At 37.1% G+C, this 16,187-nt stretch carries 13 protein-coding genes; 12 read left to right on the top strand and 1 reads right to left on the bottom strand.

Features of this window, described 5'->3' with window-relative positions; all coding sequences use genetic code 11:
• Window positions 1–4: 4 nt before the first annotated feature.
• The 8 genes from IEV85_RS13590 (at window position 5) to IEV85_RS13555 (ending at window position 10,203) form a co-directional block, all read left to right on the top strand.
• Window positions 5–406, top strand: coding sequence for an ATP-binding protein (locus IEV85_RS13590; protein ID WP_188464253.1), 402 nt, complete (start codon window positions 5–7; stop codon window positions 404–406).
• Complete coding sequence (ybeY, locus tag IEV85_RS13585) at window positions 406–834, top strand: rRNA maturation RNase YbeY (RefSeq protein ID WP_188464251.1); 429 nt, start codon at window positions 406–408, stop codon at window positions 832–834. The genes IEV85_RS13590 and ybeY overlap by 1 nt, the downstream gene beginning before the upstream one ends.
• A 122-nt stretch (window positions 835–956) precedes the next feature.
• Window positions 957–2,822 (top strand): tRNA uridine-5-carboxymethylaminomethyl(34) synthesis enzyme MnmG, encoded by a 1,866-nt coding sequence (mnmG, locus tag IEV85_RS13580; RefSeq protein WP_188464249.1) that lies wholly within the window; start codon window positions 957–959, stop codon window positions 2,820–2,822.
• Window position 2,823: 1 nt separating this feature from the next.
• A complete protein-coding gene (locus IEV85_RS13575; RefSeq protein ID WP_188464247.1) occupies window positions 2,824–3,711 on the top strand; it encodes a class I SAM-dependent methyltransferase in 888 nt (295 codons plus the stop codon).
• Window positions 3,708–5,573, top strand: coding sequence for an Ig-like domain-containing domain (locus IEV85_RS13570; protein WP_188464245.1), 1,866 nt, complete (start codon window positions 3,708–3,710; stop codon window positions 5,571–5,573). Before IEV85_RS13575 ends, IEV85_RS13570 begins: the two co-directional genes overlap by 4 nt.
• Before the next feature lie 368 nt (window positions 5,574–5,941).
• The gene (locus IEV85_RS13565; RefSeq protein WP_188464243.1) at window positions 5,942–7,762 is read left to right on the top strand and encodes a tetratricopeptide repeat protein; all 1,821 of its coding nucleotides are present in this window, start codon (window positions 5,942–5,944) and stop codon (window positions 7,760–7,762) included.
• 33 nt (window positions 7,763–7,795) lie between these two features.
• Entirely contained in the window at window positions 7,796–9,562 is a 1,767-nt protein-coding gene (locus IEV85_RS13560; RefSeq protein ID WP_188464241.1) for an AMP-dependent synthetase/ligase, read from the top strand.
• A 293-nt stretch (window positions 9,563–9,855) separates the two neighbouring features.
• Window positions 9,856–10,203 (top strand): T9SS type A sorting domain-containing protein, encoded by a 348-nt coding sequence (locus IEV85_RS13555; protein WP_188464239.1) that lies wholly within the window; start codon window positions 9,856–9,858, stop codon window positions 10,201–10,203.
• On the opposite strand, the gene IEV85_RS13550 is transcribed toward IEV85_RS13555, so the two are convergent.
• Window positions 10,198–10,797: a trimeric intracellular cation channel family protein gene (locus tag IEV85_RS13550; protein ID WP_188464238.1), complete on the bottom strand. Its 600-nt coding sequence runs from the start codon at window positions 10,795–10,797 to the stop codon at window positions 10,198–10,200. The two genes, IEV85_RS13555 and IEV85_RS13550, sit on opposite strands and share 6 nt — an antisense overlap.
• A gap of 259 nt (window positions 10,798–11,056) precedes the next feature.
• Here IEV85_RS13550 and IEV85_RS13545 point away from each other — a divergent pair, with 259 nt between their 5' ends.
• From IEV85_RS13545 to IEV85_RS13530, 4 genes are all read left to right on the top strand, one after another.
• Window positions 11,057–11,329, top strand: a complete 273-nt coding sequence (locus IEV85_RS13545) for a hypothetical protein (RefSeq protein ID WP_188464236.1) — start codon at window positions 11,057–11,059, stop codon at window positions 11,327–11,329.
• Window positions 11,330–11,670: 341 nt separating this feature from the next.
• A complete protein-coding gene (locus IEV85_RS13540; RefSeq protein WP_188464234.1) occupies window positions 11,671–14,499 on the top strand; it encodes a type I restriction-modification system subunit M in 2,829 nt (942 codons plus the stop codon).
• On the top strand, window positions 14,490–15,782 hold the full coding sequence (locus IEV85_RS13535) for a restriction endonuclease subunit S (protein ID WP_188464232.1): 1,293 nt from the start codon (window positions 14,490–14,492) through the stop codon (window positions 15,780–15,782). The genes IEV85_RS13540 and IEV85_RS13535 overlap by 10 nt, the downstream gene beginning before the upstream one ends.
• Before the next feature lie 116 nt (window positions 15,783–15,898).
• Window positions 15,899–16,153, top strand: coding sequence for a hypothetical protein (locus IEV85_RS13530; protein ID WP_188464230.1), 255 nt, complete (start codon window positions 15,899–15,901; stop codon window positions 16,151–16,153).
• The last annotated feature ends 34 nt before the right edge of the window (window positions 16,154–16,187 follow it).

Genomic DNA, 16,187 nt, shown 5'->3' with positions numbered 1-16,187 from the left:
CATTATGAATGACATCGCAATAAGTATTCCATCACTTACAGAAAACATAAGGATAGTTGAAAGCTTTATCGACAATGCTAAAGATCAATTACAGATCAATGATGACATATACGGTAACATCATGATCGCTATTACAGAATCTGTAAACAACGCCATAATACATGGAAATGCTGCCGATAAAAGCAAAAACGTGGAACTAAGATGCGCTGTAGAAGATAATGTTGTTGTATTTTATGTAACTGATGAAGGAGCGGGGTTTGACTATAACTCACTTCCAGACCCTACATCTCCTGAAAACATAGATAAGCCAGGAGGAAGAGGTATATTTCTAATGAAGGCTTTATGTGATGAGCTTCAGTTCCTGGAAGAGGGCAGAAAGGTGAAACTTAGTTTTTATGTAGATTGATGCCTTTAGTAAATTTCTTTAAAGAAGACGTGAAAATAGATCTTCGCTCACTAAGAAAATATAGAAAATGGATAAATGAAGTCGCTCAGTCTCATCACAAAGAGATTGAGCTTATTAATTATATTTTCTGTAGCGATGAGTATCTTCACCAGATCAATCAAGGGTATTTAAATCATGACACATATACTGACATAATTACTTTTGATCTGAGAGAGCATTCAAGTGAAGAACCAATAGAAGCAGATATATTTATTAGCATTGAAAGAGTACAAGATAATTCTCAAATTCAATCCACGAGTTTTTCCAATGAATTAGAAAGGGTGATAATACATGGCCTTTTACACCTTGTAGGCTTTAAAGACAAAACTCAACAAGAAAAAGACTTAATGAGAAAAGAAGAAACAAAAGCTTTACAACTACTATACTAAAGTGTTCCACGTGGAACACTTCTTTTTTATATAGTGGAGAAGCTTTAGCAATTTCAATAAAAGAATAAACTAAAATAAACAAACAGGTGTTCCACGTGGAACACCTATAAAATTTATACAGAATGTTTCAAGAATACGATGTAATTGTAGTTGGCGGAGGACATGCGGGATGCGAAGCAGCAGCGGCAGCTGCAAATATGGGTTCTAAAGTTCTTTTAGCTACCATGAATATGAATACTATTGCGCAGATGTCATGCAACCCTGCAATGGGTGGTGTGGCAAAAGGTCAGATTGTAAGAGAAATTGATGCGCTCGGTGGCTATTCAGGGATAATATCTGATAAGTCGATGATTCAATTCAGGATGCTTAATAAATCTAAAGGGCCTGCGATGTGGAGTCCCAGAAGCCAAAACGATAGAATGAAGTTTGCTGAGGAATGGAGACTACAATTAGAAAGAATACCTAATGTGGATTTCTGGCAGGAAATGGTGAATGGATTAGTTGTAGAAAACAATAAAGTTACCGGCATCCAAACTGGAATGGGTTTAACAATTAAGGCCAAATCAGTAGTGTTAACTAATGGCACATTTCTTAACGGGCTTATACATATAGGAGAGAAGCAGTTTGGTGGTGGAAGATCTGCTGAAAGGGCTTCTAAAGGAATTACTGAACAACTTGTTCAGCTTGGCTTTGAAGCAGGTAGAATGAAAACGGGAACACCTCCAAGAGTTGATGGAAGGTCATTGGACTATTCAAAAATGGAAGAACAAAAAGGGGATGAGCTACCAGAAAAATTTTCTTTTTCCAACGAAACTTCACCGCTTAAGGAACAAAGAAGTTGCTACATAACTTATACAAATCCAACAGTACACGAAATTCTTGAGACAGGATTTGAAAAATCACCCATGTTTAATGGGAGAATAAAAGGCCTTGGTCCAAGATATTGCCCATCAATAGAAGATAAAATTAATCGATTTGCAGAAAGAGACAGGCATCAAATTTTTGTAGAACCAGAAGGTTGGAATACAGTAGAAATATACGTCAATGGATTTTCAACTTCCTTACCTGAAGAAGTTCAATATAAAGCTCTGAAACAAATCCAGGGCTTTGAAAATGTTAAAATGTTCCGGCCTGGTTATGCAATAGAATATGACTTCTTTCCACCCACTCAACTTAATATCACGCTGGAGACTAAGCTCATCGAGAATCTATATTTTGCCGGACAAATTAATGGGACTACCGGTTACGAAGAAGCAGCTTGTCAAGGACTAATGGCTGGAATCAATGCACATTTAAAAATCAATCATCAAGAGCCTTTTATTCTTAGCAGATCACAAGCATACATAGGAGTTCTGATAGACGACTTAATAAATAAAGGCACAGAAGAACCCTATAGAATGTTTACGTCAAGAGCTGAACATAGAATATTATTACGTCAAGATAATGCAGATATTCGACTAAGCCCATTAGGTCACGCAATTGGTTTAGCCTCGGAAGAAAGATTACGTAAAGCTGAAGAGAAGCAAAAACATATAGACCAAATAGTAAATGATCTTAAATCATTAAAAGTAAAACCTACTCAAATTAATGATGAGTTAAAAAATTACAAATCAGCTCCCATTAAAGAAACCACAGCAGCATATAATATTCTCAAGAGACCAGAGATCACCTTTAATGAATTAAAAATGCTTGAAAAAGAATTGGGGAACTACATCTCTCAATATGAACCTTCCATTCTGGAAGCCTCTGAGATTAGTATCAAATATGAGAGTTATATAGAAAAAGAACATCAGCTTGCAGAGAAGATGAATAATCTGGAAGACTTAAAAATAGGAGAGGGCTTAGATTTTAGTCTTATTCCTGCACTCTCAGCAGAAGCAAAAGAAAAGTTTAAAAAGATAAAACCAAAAACCTTAGGGCAAGCTTCCCGAATTAGTGGAGTAAGCCCTGCAGATATATCAATTCTAATGGTTTACTTAGGAAGATAATATGTACGAAAAGTTAACTGAATGCCCTGTCTGTGGGGGCCAAAATCTAACCAATCATAAAATTGTTTTGGATTATTCTGTAAGCAAAGAAAGCTTTGTGATAAGCTTATGCAAAGGATGCCAATTTCAATTTACTAACCCCAGACCAACAGCTGGTGAGATTGGTAAATACTATGAATCTGAAGACTATATCTCACATACGAATAAAGGGAATTCCCCTATTAATATAGTCTATAAACTGGCAAGACAATTTGCATTAAAAAGTAAATGCAGATTAATTAATACTATAGCCGGTAATAAAAAAGGTGCTTTACTGGATTACGGATGCGGGACAGGATACTTTCTTAATACTATGAAAAAAGATGGCTGGAAAATTGCTGGTATTGAACCGAATGAAAAAGCAAGGAAATTGGCCAAAGAATTAACAAAGGAAACTGTAAAAGAAAGTATTGAAGAACTTGATATGAAAAACAAGAAATTCAATATCATAACATTGTGGCATGTTCTGGAACATATCCACGATTTAAATAAAACGATAGCTACGTTGAAATCAGTTCTGAAAGAGAAAGGCAGATTGATAATTGCTGTACCAAATATCAATAGCCTTGACAATTCAGTTTACCAGGAACAATGGGCAGCATACGATGTACCTCGACATCTCTACCACTTCAATCAAGACTCCATGAAAACACTGATGCTTAAACATGGATTAAAAGTGAAGAATGTCTACCCAATGAGATTAGATTCTTATTACATCAGCCTTTTGAGTGAAAAATACAAGACTGGTAAGTCAAATTATCTGAAATCCTTCATAAATGGCTATAAATCAAATAGTTATGCCTCAAAAAGCAAGAACTATTCAAGTTTAATCTACGAAATTAAAAAATGAACAAAATTGTAATCCCTTTCATTCTCCTATTATGTATTTATGCATGCGCAACACCCGGTACAATTACAGGAGGAGAAAAAGATGTTGTAGCACCGGTACTTTATGAATCCACCCCAAAGCATCAAAGCGTTAACTTTAAAGGAAAAGAAATTCGTTTATATTTTAACGAATGGATGCAACTGGACAATCTTCAGAAAGAACTCATTATTACACCAAGAACCAATATTGAATACGAACAAACCCTGAAAAAACAAGAACTTATTCTCACACTAAAATCTGAATTAAAAGATTCAACCACTTACACCTTCAACTTCAGAAAAGGTTTGAAAGATATTACAGAAGGTAATGTATGGGAAAATCCTGTATTAGCTTTTAGCACAGGAAACTATTTAGACTCTTTGGTGATTCAGGGAACCGTTAAGAAAATAGAAACAACAGAACCTGCTAAAAACTATCTTGTGGGAATCTATGATGCCTCTGTTGATACCGCAAATCTGAGACAAGGCGAACCTCTTTACTTCACTACTACAGATGAACAAGGAAACTACAAACTCCAAAACCTTAAACCAGGACAATATCTGTTATATACATTCAAGGATGCAAACAACAACCTCATTAACGAATCTGCTTCCGAACCATATGGCTTCTATCCTACAGTGATCGATTTAAAAGACTCAATACCCAACATTGATGTATTAACCTACAAAATCAATGAAGATACATTGAAGTTAAAAAAATCAGGACCTACAGGAAAAGATTTTGTAATCAGCTATAACAAAGGAATAGAAAACTACAACATTACAAACACTAAGGATCCTGATCAAATTATATATGCTACAGATGAAGAAGCTGCAGGTAAAATCCGAATATTCAAAGAAAACTTTCCGCAACTAAACTATACCGACTCACTGAAACTTGTAATCAAAGCAACAGATTCTATCAACAATCAAAGAGCGGATACTGTATTTGCAAAATTCAGGGAAAGCAGAATTACATCCGAAAGTATTAAAATCACGATGATGCCTGAAAAGAAAATTCTAACAGGAGATCAGCAGCTATTAATTACTACCAACAAACCTGTAGCAAAAATTAATACCGATTCCATACTTATTAAATTTGACTCCATTCAAATCAATACGATTAACAGAGATCAGATCACACTTTCAGAAAATAAGAAAATAGTAAAGATCAATCTTACTTTATCAAAGAAAGAAATAGAAGCACTTGCTGCAAAACAAAAAGCTATTAAAGATAGCATACAAGCTACAAGAAAAGAAAGTTTAGCAGATTCAACACAGAATGCAGACTCAACTCAAACTTTCAATAAGACAGCCAATAATCAAAGCATTAATTCTAATAACACATCTGCACCCATCAATTCAAGAAAAAAGGACGAACAAAAGAAACCTGCACAAATTAATGGATTGCACCTATACGTGGGCAAAGGAGCCTTTATAGGTATAGAGCAAGATTCAACAGCTTCAAACAACACAATATTCACTTTCAAGAATATTGAAGAGTATGGCATTATAAAAGGATACGTAGCAAGTCCTCCTGAAAATTACATCGTACAGCTATTAGATAATAAATACAAAGTAATAGACAGCATATCTAATCAGCAGACATTCACTTTTAATTATGTCAGTCCTGGTGATTATTTCTTAAGAGCAGTAGCAGATACTAACAATAACAAGAAATGGGATGCCGGTAACCCACTCCTGCTTGAACCTGCAGAAGAAATTATCTATCTAAATGAAAAACTTACTGTGAAAGCTAACTGGGAAGTAATAGATAAAAACATCGTGTTTGAAGCTGATAATACTGAGGATAAAGATGTGGATAAAGAAGCGGATAAGGAATAATTATCCACAGCTGCTAACAGCAAACTAAAACCTATATGATACACGAACAGAAAGCCTGGGTTAAGTAGTGGAAAAATGTGAAGAATATTCCGCTTACCCACACCTTGAACTTCAAGTTAAATTGAACATAGAGTTATTAACAAATCATTAATCAAATGTTAATTAATTAAGTATCTGATAAATACATGTGGGTAAAAAAGAGAATTATTCTCGTTTAATAAACATCTCATATAAACCAGAAAAAAAATAAAATCTTTTCAACATATCCACACGATTAACAATGAATAATAGTTTTATAAATATATAATATATAATATACTACCTTGTGGATTGTGTGGATAAAGAAGGAGGAAAGAAATTTTAAGCCTATGTTAAGATATATTTCATTTTTGATATTTGTAATAGCCATCACCCATTCAACAATCGTGGTGGCGCAGGCCGATAAAGATGTTGCGCTTGCTAATGAGTATTATCAACAGGGAGAATTAGATAAGGCGTTAACGTTGTATGAAAAACTGGCGAAAAAGCCGCAAAATGTATTTTATATTCACAATAGCTACCTCGAACTATTGGAAATTAAACAGCTTAATAAGCAGGCAGAGAAATATTTAAAACAGGTTGTAGCAGACTTTTCCACTAACATTCGCTTTGATGTGGATATCATAGATTTTTACCTGAAAAATAATGATACCATTATGGCTGAGAAATATTATGAGCAACTTGAAAATAAAGTAACAGATCAGTTAGGCTTATTGCAATCCGCTGCGCAGTATATGCACAATAAGCAACATGATGAATACACCGAAAAACTCTATTTAGCTGCCAGGGAGAAAATGAGAGATCCAACTGCTTTCAGCATTCAGCTGGCTAACCTCTATCGGTATACCAATCAAAAAGACAAAATGATCAGAGAGTTTATGGTATACGCACAAGAGCGGCCAACCAATATTCGCTATGTAAAAAATATGTTGCAGCTCTCACTTACTGAAGAAGAGGATCTGCACTCATTTATCAATTTCCTGATGGAAAATATCCAGAAAAATGCTGATCAGGATTTATATGGAGATCTTTTGATCTGGGCAAATTTGCAAGTGAAAAATTTCTACGGAGCGTTTATCCAGGCAAGGGCTATTGATAAAAGAGCAGGTCTGCAGGGAGAAAACAGCCTGGAAATAGGTCAAATAGCTTATGAAAACGAGGCTTACGATATAGCAGAAAAAGTATTTCAATTTATATCGGACACTTATCCTGATTCCAGGAATTACATTTTTGCAAAGCAAATGCTGATTCAAAGTAAAGAGAAAATTATAAAAGAAAGTCTGCCAGTTGATACAGCAGCTATAAGATCGCTTGTAAAGGCTTATGACCAATTGATTGATCAGATGGGTCTCTCACTGAGAACATTGGAACCTTACCGCCAGAAAGCCCTCTTACACGCCTTCTATCTGCAAGAGCCGGAAAAAGCAGCCACCATCCTCCAGGAAATTATAAATTTTTATAATGCTGATCCCTCTCTGATCGCACAAGCAAAACTGGATCTGGGAGATATATACATTATCCTTGAGCAACCCTGGGAGTCTGTACTTTTGTATTACCAGGTAGAAAAGGCCAATAAAAACTCCCAATTAGGTGAAGATGCTAAACTACGGAATGCTAAGCTTTCTTTCTTTAAAGGAGAGTTTGAATTAGCACAGGAGCACCTGGATATTTTGAAAAATGCTACACGAAAAGAAATAGCCAACGATGCTATGGATTTAAGCATCTTAATAAAAAACAATACTATTTTAGATTCCACGCAAAAAGCGCTTCGCGCTTATGCTTCAGTTGATCTTTTACTTTATCAAAACAAAAGAGACGAAGCGGTTCAAAAATTAAATGAAATGCTCATTGAATTCAGTGAGCATCCCATTAAAGATGATGCACTTAAATTGTTAGCCAAAATAAAAACAGAACAAGGCAAATATCAGGAAGCTATCGATAATTTGGATGAAATAGTAAATGAAATGCCTTACGACATTCTAACGGATGATGCTTTATTTGAAATGGCCACTATTTATGAACAATACCTGAAAGATGAAGCCAAAGCTAAAGCATTGTACCAACAATTATTAACCGATTTTCCCGGAAGCATTTATGTAGCGGAGGCCAGAAAAAGATTCAGAAGCCTGCGTGGAGATTTCGTAAATTGAGTTTTTCTGCGTATTTTTTTGGAAAAACTTCCTATGGAACCTTCAAGATTATTTGATTTAATTGAATACCAGTTTAAAAATCACCCACTTCAGGACGCTTTGGCTTACAAAGAGGGAAATAGCTGGAAAAAATATAGCACAGAAGAAGTAATTAACATTATTGATGCTGTTTCTTGTGGGTTTATCCACCTCGGCATTTCTAAAGATGATAAGGTAGGTATTGTTGCTAACAATCGGCCGGAATGGAATTTCATTGATTTGGCACTACAGCAAATAGGAGCAGTGAGTGTTCCTATGTATCCTACCATTACGGAAAAAGACTATCGATATATTTTTGAAGATTCGCAATTAAAATACGTTTTTGTCTCCGATCTCGAACTTTTCTCAAAAGTAAAAGCAGCCTCTGAAGGAATAGAAAGAATTAAAGGAATTTATTCATTCGATCCTCTGGAAGATTCCAGTCATTGGTCAGAAGTAAAAAAACTTGGTGACGAAAATCCTGTAGATCTTGAGCCTTATAAAAATCAGGTTTTACCCGATGATCTGGTGACACTAATCTACACCTCAGGCACCACAGGGAATCCTAAGGGAGTAATGTTAACGCATGTAAACATTTTAAGCAATGCAGTGGCCGTAAGAAAAAACCTGCCGGTTGAAGAACTAAATATTAAAACCAGCTTAAGTTTTTTACCGCTATGCCATATTTTTGAGCGTACTACATTTTATTTCTATCTCTACTCAAGTATTTCCATTTATTATGCCGAAAATCTGGAGAAAATTGGAGATAACCTTAAAAAAGTAAAGCCTGAGATGTTTACTACAGTCCCTCGCTTGCTTGAAAAAATCTACGATAAAATAGTGGCAAAAGGAACAGAGCTTACAGGTATTAAAAAGCAACTTTTCTTTTGGGCGCTTAATCTTGGCCATCAGTACGACAGACAAAATAGTCCTGGTTTTTGGTATGATGTCAAGTTAAAAATTGCCAACAAAATAATCTTTAGCAAATGGCGTGAGGCCGTAGGAGGAAATATTAAACTAATCGCTTCCGGTGGTGCTGCCCTTCAGCCCAGATTGGCTACCATATTTTGGTCTGCACAAATTCCTGTTCTGGAAGCCTATGGTTTAACAGAAACCTCCCCGGGGATAGCATTTAACAGATACAATGAAGAAGATATGCGCATAGGTACGGTGGGCCCGGCTTTACCTGGTGTAGAAATAAAAATTGCTGATGATGGTGAAGTGCTTGCCAAAGGGCCCAATATTATGAAAGGCTACTATAATCAACCGGAAAAAACAGCTGAAGTAATTGATGAGCAAGGTTGGTTCCACACCGGAGATATAGGTGAAATGGTGGAAGGGCGTTTCTTAAAAATTACAGATAGGAAAAAGGAAATGTTTAAAACTTCCGGAGGAAAATACATTGCACCACAGCTGATAGAAAATAAATTAAAAGAATCCATTTTTATTGAACAGGTGATGGTAGTGGGTGATGGACAGAAATTTCCGGGAGCGTTGATTGTTCCTAATTTTGATGCGTTGAAGGAATGGTGCAAGCATAAGGGAATAAGCTATTCTTCTGATGAAAAAATGATCAAAGAGGAGCGCGTATTAGAGAAACTTGAAAAAGAAGTGGAGAAATCGAATGCTCAATTTGCCCAGTGGGAGAAAATTAAGAAAACCATACTACTTCCTAAGCTTTGGACAGTTGAAGCAGGAGAGCTAACCGCTAAGCTGAGCCTCAAAAGAAAAATTATCATGAATCATTATAAAAGCGAGATCGACTCAATTTATCTTGATTAGTTTCGGGGTGAAAATTAAACTACCTGTGCAAGCTTAAATTAAAAGAGTGGTCATTCGTTTCGGAGACAAAACCTTTAAAAGAAATTGGCCATGGTAGATATACTATTCAAAGACAGATATTTTACAAACTGTGTTCTACAAATTTTCATAACCTTGATAATAGTCGAATGATATAAATGTAAATAAAAACGCGGTTTCAATAAGAAAGCTAAAGACTTGATTTATTTCCAGAGTTCATTTATGGCGGTAAAAGAACCTAAAAGTAGAAAGTTTGCTAAGTGAAAATCAGAACTATGAAAAAAACAGCATTTTTTATTCCTTTAGTTTTCTTCTTTATATTCTTATCCTGTAAAGAAGAAGAGGTTATGCAAGATGCAGAGGCCATTATATCAGAAATAAAGGTCTATCCTAATCCCGCCACGGAAGTAATATACTTTAAGTTAGAAAATAGATTGGAGGAAGCGATTCGTTTTGAGATAACTGATGTTAGTGGAAAAACAGAGTTAAGCGGTCAGGTATCATTCAAAAATTCCGAAGAACAAAGCATTGAAATAGGGCATTTAAAAGGAGGATTATATTTGATATACTTTAAATTAGACAATGCTGAAACTGTAAAACGAATTATAAAAGATGACCTATAGTTTAGGAAAATTGATATGATATTTCACAGCTAAAATTCTGACCGTAACAATAAAAGAAGCTGAGCAAATGAAGTTCCAATCCCTGGGTACATCCAGAAAGCTCAGAAAAACATAAAAGAGTCCCCCGGCCAGGCAGGCACTGGCATAAATCTCTCTTCTGAACAGAACAGGCGTCTCATTAATGAGGGTATCGCGGATAACGCCACCAAAAACAGCAGAAAACATTCCCATGATAGCAGCAATTTCCCATCTCACACCTAAAGACAAAGCCTTTTCGACACCGGCCACTGTAAAAAGGGCAATTCCCAGTGTATCAAAAATGCTAAGCGTTCTCCGCAAGCGCTGTAGCACCTTATTAAAAATACTAGCCGCGAATATGGCAATGAGAATAGTGTAAATAATATAAATATCGGTAATCCAGGTCAGGGGATAACTTCCTAATAAAATATCCCGTAAAGTGCCGCCCCCAATAGCAGTGATAAAACCCGTAAAACCGGCACCAAACCAATCTTCTGACTTTCCCTGCACAGCAAGTGCACCGGAAATGGCAAAAGTAAAGGTACCGAGCAGTTCTAAAATGTATTGGACGTTCATTTTATTCTTTTGTCCAAAGATACAGAAGAAACAAATACTTCCAATTTACACACAGGAGCAATAGCCTTAGTTATAAAGGTTTTATTTTGGTGATTTTCTTTATTTATGCCCATTTTATATACCCAAGCTTGGGTATTTTTGCATTGGTTTTTGATTAATCACTAGTTTTAGAGGTAGATTGTATTTAGGTTACAATTTGAATGCTAGTAGTTATTCTATTAAGCCTTATGTGGAATTTGTTATACGGAAAATCAGAGAAATGCCAATTATTATTTACGTAGAAGGATCAAGAGAAAAAATAGAAGAACTTTGTATCAAAGAGTGGGGTTTACCCGCGCAAATTTTTGCGCTTGAAACTTGGCTGATGGATAAAGGACAAGCTTTGGTGGGAAATAAATATGTGGCAGACATTGGGTTTGATATAAATAAAGACGCTACAGGTGGCGGAGCAGTTTTAAGCGCTGAATCAATGGCAATAATGGGAAAGATTGGAATGGACATCTACTTTTCAGAATACCCTTCAGCAGAATAAACTAAAATGATTGATAGTGTTGTGAACAAAGTTGGGATTAAGGCAACACCTTCAATAATGGAATTCAGATCATTAGAGCATAGTTCATTTTTAAAACTAATGAGACTACTTTTATATTGAAAAACGAGAAAATTAAATATTACCTTGGCTGGATAAAATTTAGATGAAAATGAACTGGATAAAAGAAAGGAATTAAATAAACTTGGCATGCTGAGGAGCTATGAAAGAGCTACAATAGGGTGATTGGATACTATGTGCAGAATAGATAACAGCCAATATTGAATCCTCTTCGAGATTGCTGAAATTCGTGAAATGTAAAGGAATTAATAATAGAAAATTAAATGGCAATAAAGAAATCGCAGCTATACAGCACGCTCTGGGAAGGTTGTAATGCCTTGAGGGCATCCGGGGGAATGGATTACGCCCAGTTCAAAGATTACGTGTTGACTATGCTGTTTATCAAATATGTATCTGATAAATACGCTGGCAAGGATGGTCTGATCACCATTCCTGATGGTGCAACCTTTGAAGACATGGTGGCTCTCAAAGGTCAGAAAGACATTGGCGATAAGATCAACAAGCAAATCATCCGCCCTATTTTTCGAGAAAATGGATTGGAAGGCTCAGTGGAGCTGGTTGACTTCAATGATGATGATAAGCTGGGGAGTGACAAAGAGAAGGTTGATCTACTTGAAGACCTTATCCGAATCTTTGAAAACCCTGCCCTCAACTTCAAAAACAACCGGGCAGAAGACGATGACATCCTTGGAGATGCTTATGAATTTCTGATGCGACATTTCGCCTCTGAGTCTGGAAAGAGTAAGGGAAATTTTTATACTCCTGCTGAAGTTTCCAGGGTATTGGCCAAGATCATTGACATTGAGAAAGCAGAATCTTCTGACTTCTCTGTGTATGACCCTACCTGTGGCTCAGGCTCCTTGCTCCTTAAAGTCGCTATGGAAACCGATCGCCACTTATCGCTTTACGGCCAGGAAAAAGAAAACTCAGTAAAAAGTCTGGCTATCATGAATATGTGGATGCATGGCTATGAAGATGCCATCATCAAAAAAGGCAACACCATTGCCAGACCAGACCACAAAGAAAAAGATGGTTCACTCAAACGCTTTGACCGTGTAGTGGCCAACCCTCCATTCTCAGTAAAGAACTGGAGTCAGGGCATCACACCTTTAGATGATGAGTTCAAGCGATTCATTCACTATGGTGTGCCACCTGATAAAAACGGTGACTATGCTTTCTTACTGCACATTATCGCTTCGCTCAAAGGCACAGGTAAAGCAGCGGTGATCTTGCCACATGGTGTGCTGTTTAGAGGCAATGCGGAAGCCGACATTCGCCAAAACCTCATTGAGCGCAAATACATCAAAGGCATCATCGGTTTACCACCCAATATGTTTTACGGTACGGGTATTCCTGCCTGCATCATTGTCATAGACAAAGAGAACACCGACACACGTACAGGCATCTTTATGATAGATGCCAGCAAAGGTTATTTGAAAGACGGCAATAAAAACAGGCTCAGAGAACAGGACATCCACAAGATTGTAGATGTATTCAACTCTCAAAAGCCGCTGGGCAAATACTCACGATTTGTTCCATTTGATGAAATCAAAACCAACGAGTACAACCTGAATATTCCTCGATACATCGATACGCAGGAAGATGAGGATATTCAGGATTTGGATGCACATATCAACGGTGGTATTCCGCAACGTGATGTGGATGGCATGAATCCTTATTGGCAGGTCTATCCAAGCCTGAAATCCGAGCTATTTGAAGAAGTACGACCTGGCTACAATGCTTTGAAAGCAGAAGCAACCGCTATCAAAGAGGCCATTTTCAGCCATCAGGAGTTTAAGGCATACCGCAAGGAAATGGATAAACTCTTCGAGAGTTGGAAAACTAAAAACATACCCACGCTGAAAGGCATCCATGAAGAAACCTCTCCCAAGCAACTCATTCATGCTATTGCGGAGGATCTGCTTACAGAATACTCTGGCAAAGCCTTAGTAGATCGCTATGACATGTACCAGCACCTGATGGATTACTGGCTGGACATCATGAAGGATGATACTTACATGATCATTGAAGATGGATGGGTAGCGAAACTCCACATTGTAAAGCAGACCAAAAAGGAAACGGTTTACGATTGCGACCTTGTACCAAAACATCTGGTAGTCAACCGATACTTTCGGGAAGACCTGAAAGCCATACAAGCCAAAGAATCAGAAAAGGAAGCCAGGGAGAATGACTTCACCACCCTATTGGAAGACAACACGGGGGAAGAAGCCATTTTTGAAGACGTTGAAAACGGTAAAGTCTCCAAAGCAGAACTCAATGAGAAGCTCAATGAATACCAGGACTTAGCTTTTGCCACACACTTTTCTGAGCATTTCGCAGCGTATCAAGCTACACAGGAGAAACTGGAAAAATGCACTCTTGCTATTAGGGAGGTGCTGGAAGGCGACTTATGGGGAATGTTTTTTGAGAAACTAGCCAACGCAAAAGGTAAGTTGGTAAAAGGAAACATTCAGGAGCGTATTTTAGAATTACAAAGGCAAATAACGGTCTCAGACTTGCCTGACCAGTACAAGGAAAAAGTAGCCTTAATTAAGAAGAACAATTTTGAATCTTTAGCTTGGGAAAAAGAGATTCAGCACCCTTGGTTTGAGGAGCTGGATGTGTACTACCATTACTTTACCCTGCTGAGTGAGCAGGGAAGCCAACGCAAACAAATCAAAAAGCAGCGTGATGTACTCCTCACCAAGCTGAAAGGCATCATGCCAACAGATGGTGAGTACATACCGGAAATCAAGACCATTGAAAAGCTGATGGCCTTACAGGAAGAAATCACTCAGCTGTCCAGTAAAATCAAAGAAGCCTACTCTGAACTGGAAGAAAAGACCATCCGCAAATACGGTGAACTCACCGGGGAGGAAGTACAAACCTTAGTAGTGGATGATAAATGGATGACTACCCTTAGTACCAACATACAGTCAGAGATAGATGAAATCTCACAGCGATTGACCGGAAGGATCATGGAACTGGCAGAACGATATGACAGCACGCTGGGCGATTTAGGAAAATCCGTTACCGACTATGAAAGTAAGGTGAGCCAACATCTTTTAAACATGGGGGTTGTATGGAGTTAAAAGAGGTTACATATAAGACTACTGAAATTGGTTTGATTCCTGATGAATGGGAGATAATCAGGCTCGGAGATATACTTACTTTTAAAAATGGGTTGAATAAAGAGAGTGAGTACTTTGGATACGGAACTCCAATTGTGAATTACATGGATGTTTACGCCAATTATGGTTTATCAAAGGATAACATCCAAGGCAAAGTATTTGTCAGCAGCGAGGAAATAAAAAACTTTTCAGCTAAGAAGGGAGATGTATTCTTCACAAGAACCTCAGAAACTGTTGATGAAATAGGAATTTCAGCTGTTCTGTTAGAAGATGTCCAAAAATGTGTTTTTAGCGGCTTTGTTCTTCGCGGAAGAGATAAGTTGAATACACTAACCTTAGAGTTTAAAAAGTATTGTTTCTCTTCTCATCTAGTAAGAAAACAGATTATTTCGAGAAGTACTTACACAACTAGAGCATTAACGAATGGACGCCATCTCTCTGCTGTTTATATTCCCATTCCAAAAGATGAAAAAGAACAAAAAGCCATAGCCACTGCCCTCAGTGATGTAGATACCCTCATCACCAATCTGGATAAGCTGATTGCCAAAAAGAAAGCCATCAAACAGGGAGCCATGCAGCGACTGCTCAAATCTCCCGCACAAGGTGGTCAGCGATTGCCGGGTTTTGAGGGGGAGTGGGTGGAAGGATATCTAGGTGATTTCTGCACTGTAATTACCAAGGGAACAACTCCTACATCTCTTGGGAAAGAATTCACAGAAACAGGTATCGCATTCGTAAAAGCGGAATCTATAGCGGAATCTGGAACCCTTATTCAAGAAAAATTGGCATATATCGATGAAGAAACAAATGATTTATTAGAAAGGTCAAAACTCAAGGAAGGTGACTTACTTTTTTCAATTGCAGGTGTTCTAGGTCGTATTGGTTTAATTCGTTCTATTGATCTTCCAGCCAATACTAATCAAGCTGTTGCAATTGTTCGTCTCAATCCAAATAAGAATATTGAGAGGAATTTTGTTTTTCAAATTCTGAGAACAACAGCTATTAAAAAGCACATAGAGGCCATTAGTGTTCAGGGTGCTCAGTCAAACTTTTCATTAAAGGATGTCAACGAGATTCCGATTACAATTCCATTTGATAAAGATGAGCAAACTGCTATAGCCTCAATATTATCTGATATGAGAGATGAAATTGAATCACTAGAAAGAAAGAAATCAAAATACCTCCGCGTCAAACAGGGCATGATGCAGGAGCTTTTAACAGGTAAAACACGTCTGAACCACTGATTTTTAATAATTAAGTGATAGACTATGATGAATGAAATGATAATTACTGGTATAAAAAAATCAAAGTAATCCCAAAATCAAATGAATCAGTGGTTCAGACAAAAAAGAATATACTTATGGACAAGATCAAAATTATCAACCAGACCATCGAAGAGTGGTTCGCCAAAAATAAGGATATAGATAAAGTGCTGGCTAAAGATCTGATGCCGGATTTTATTAAAAATGGTGTTTTTGAAAAAGACCACAGGAAAGGGTTGCCTATTCGTAATGTGCTTAGGGAATTGGACAGAAATGATCAATTAGGTCAAATTCCTGCAGTACATCCTGAGCGGAAGGCAAAGAATACAAATTGGTATTTTGTGAGAAATTAATAGTCTGAACCTCTGATTTTTTATGATTAAATGA

Origin of the sequence: Marivirga lumbricoides (genome assembly GCF_014636295.1) — a bacterium.
Taxonomy (GTDB): domain Bacteria; phylum Bacteroidota; class Bacteroidia; order Cytophagales; family Cyclobacteriaceae; genus Marivirga; species Marivirga lumbricoides.
Note: the sequence above shows the minus strand (reverse complement) of the source record. Positions and strands in the feature narration are given on the sequence as shown.

Coding starts and splice junctions, on each gene's coding strand:
- IEV85_RS13555 (WP_188464239.1), top strand. CDS start 9,856: ATGAAAAAAACAGCATTTTTTATTCCTTTAGTTTTCTTCTTTATATTC.
- IEV85_RS13560 (WP_188464241.1), top strand. CDS start 7,796: ATGGAACCTTCAAGATTATTTGATTTAATTGAATACCAGTTTAAAAAT.
- ybeY (WP_188464251.1), top strand. CDS start 406: ATGCCTTTAGTAAATTTCTTTAAAGAAGACGTGAAAATAGATCTTCGC.
- IEV85_RS13550 (WP_188464238.1), bottom strand. CDS start 10,797: ATGAACGTCCAATACATTTTAGAACTGCTCGGTACCTTTACTTTTGCC.
- IEV85_RS13540 (WP_188464234.1), top strand. CDS start 11,671: ATGGCAATAAAGAAATCGCAGCTATACAGCACGCTCTGGGAAGGTTGT.
- IEV85_RS13535 (WP_188464232.1), top strand. CDS start 14,490: ATGGAGTTAAAAGAGGTTACATATAAGACTACTGAAATTGGTTTGATT.
- IEV85_RS13590 (WP_188464253.1), top strand. CDS start 5: ATGAATGACATCGCAATAAGTATTCCATCACTTACAGAAAACATAAGG.
- mnmG (WP_188464249.1), top strand. CDS start 957: ATGTTTCAAGAATACGATGTAATTGTAGTTGGCGGAGGACATGCGGGA.
- IEV85_RS13570 (WP_188464245.1), top strand. CDS start 3,708: ATGAACAAAATTGTAATCCCTTTCATTCTCCTATTATGTATTTATGCA.
- IEV85_RS13530 (WP_188464230.1), top strand. CDS start 15,899: ATGGACAAGATCAAAATTATCAACCAGACCATCGAAGAGTGGTTCGCC.
- IEV85_RS13545 (WP_188464236.1), top strand. CDS start 11,057: ATGCCAATTATTATTTACGTAGAAGGATCAAGAGAAAAAATAGAAGAA.
- IEV85_RS13575 (WP_188464247.1), top strand. CDS start 2,824: ATGTACGAAAAGTTAACTGAATGCCCTGTCTGTGGGGGCCAAAATCTA.
- IEV85_RS13565 (WP_188464243.1), top strand. CDS start 5,942: ATGTTAAGATATATTTCATTTTTGATATTTGTAATAGCCATCACCCAT.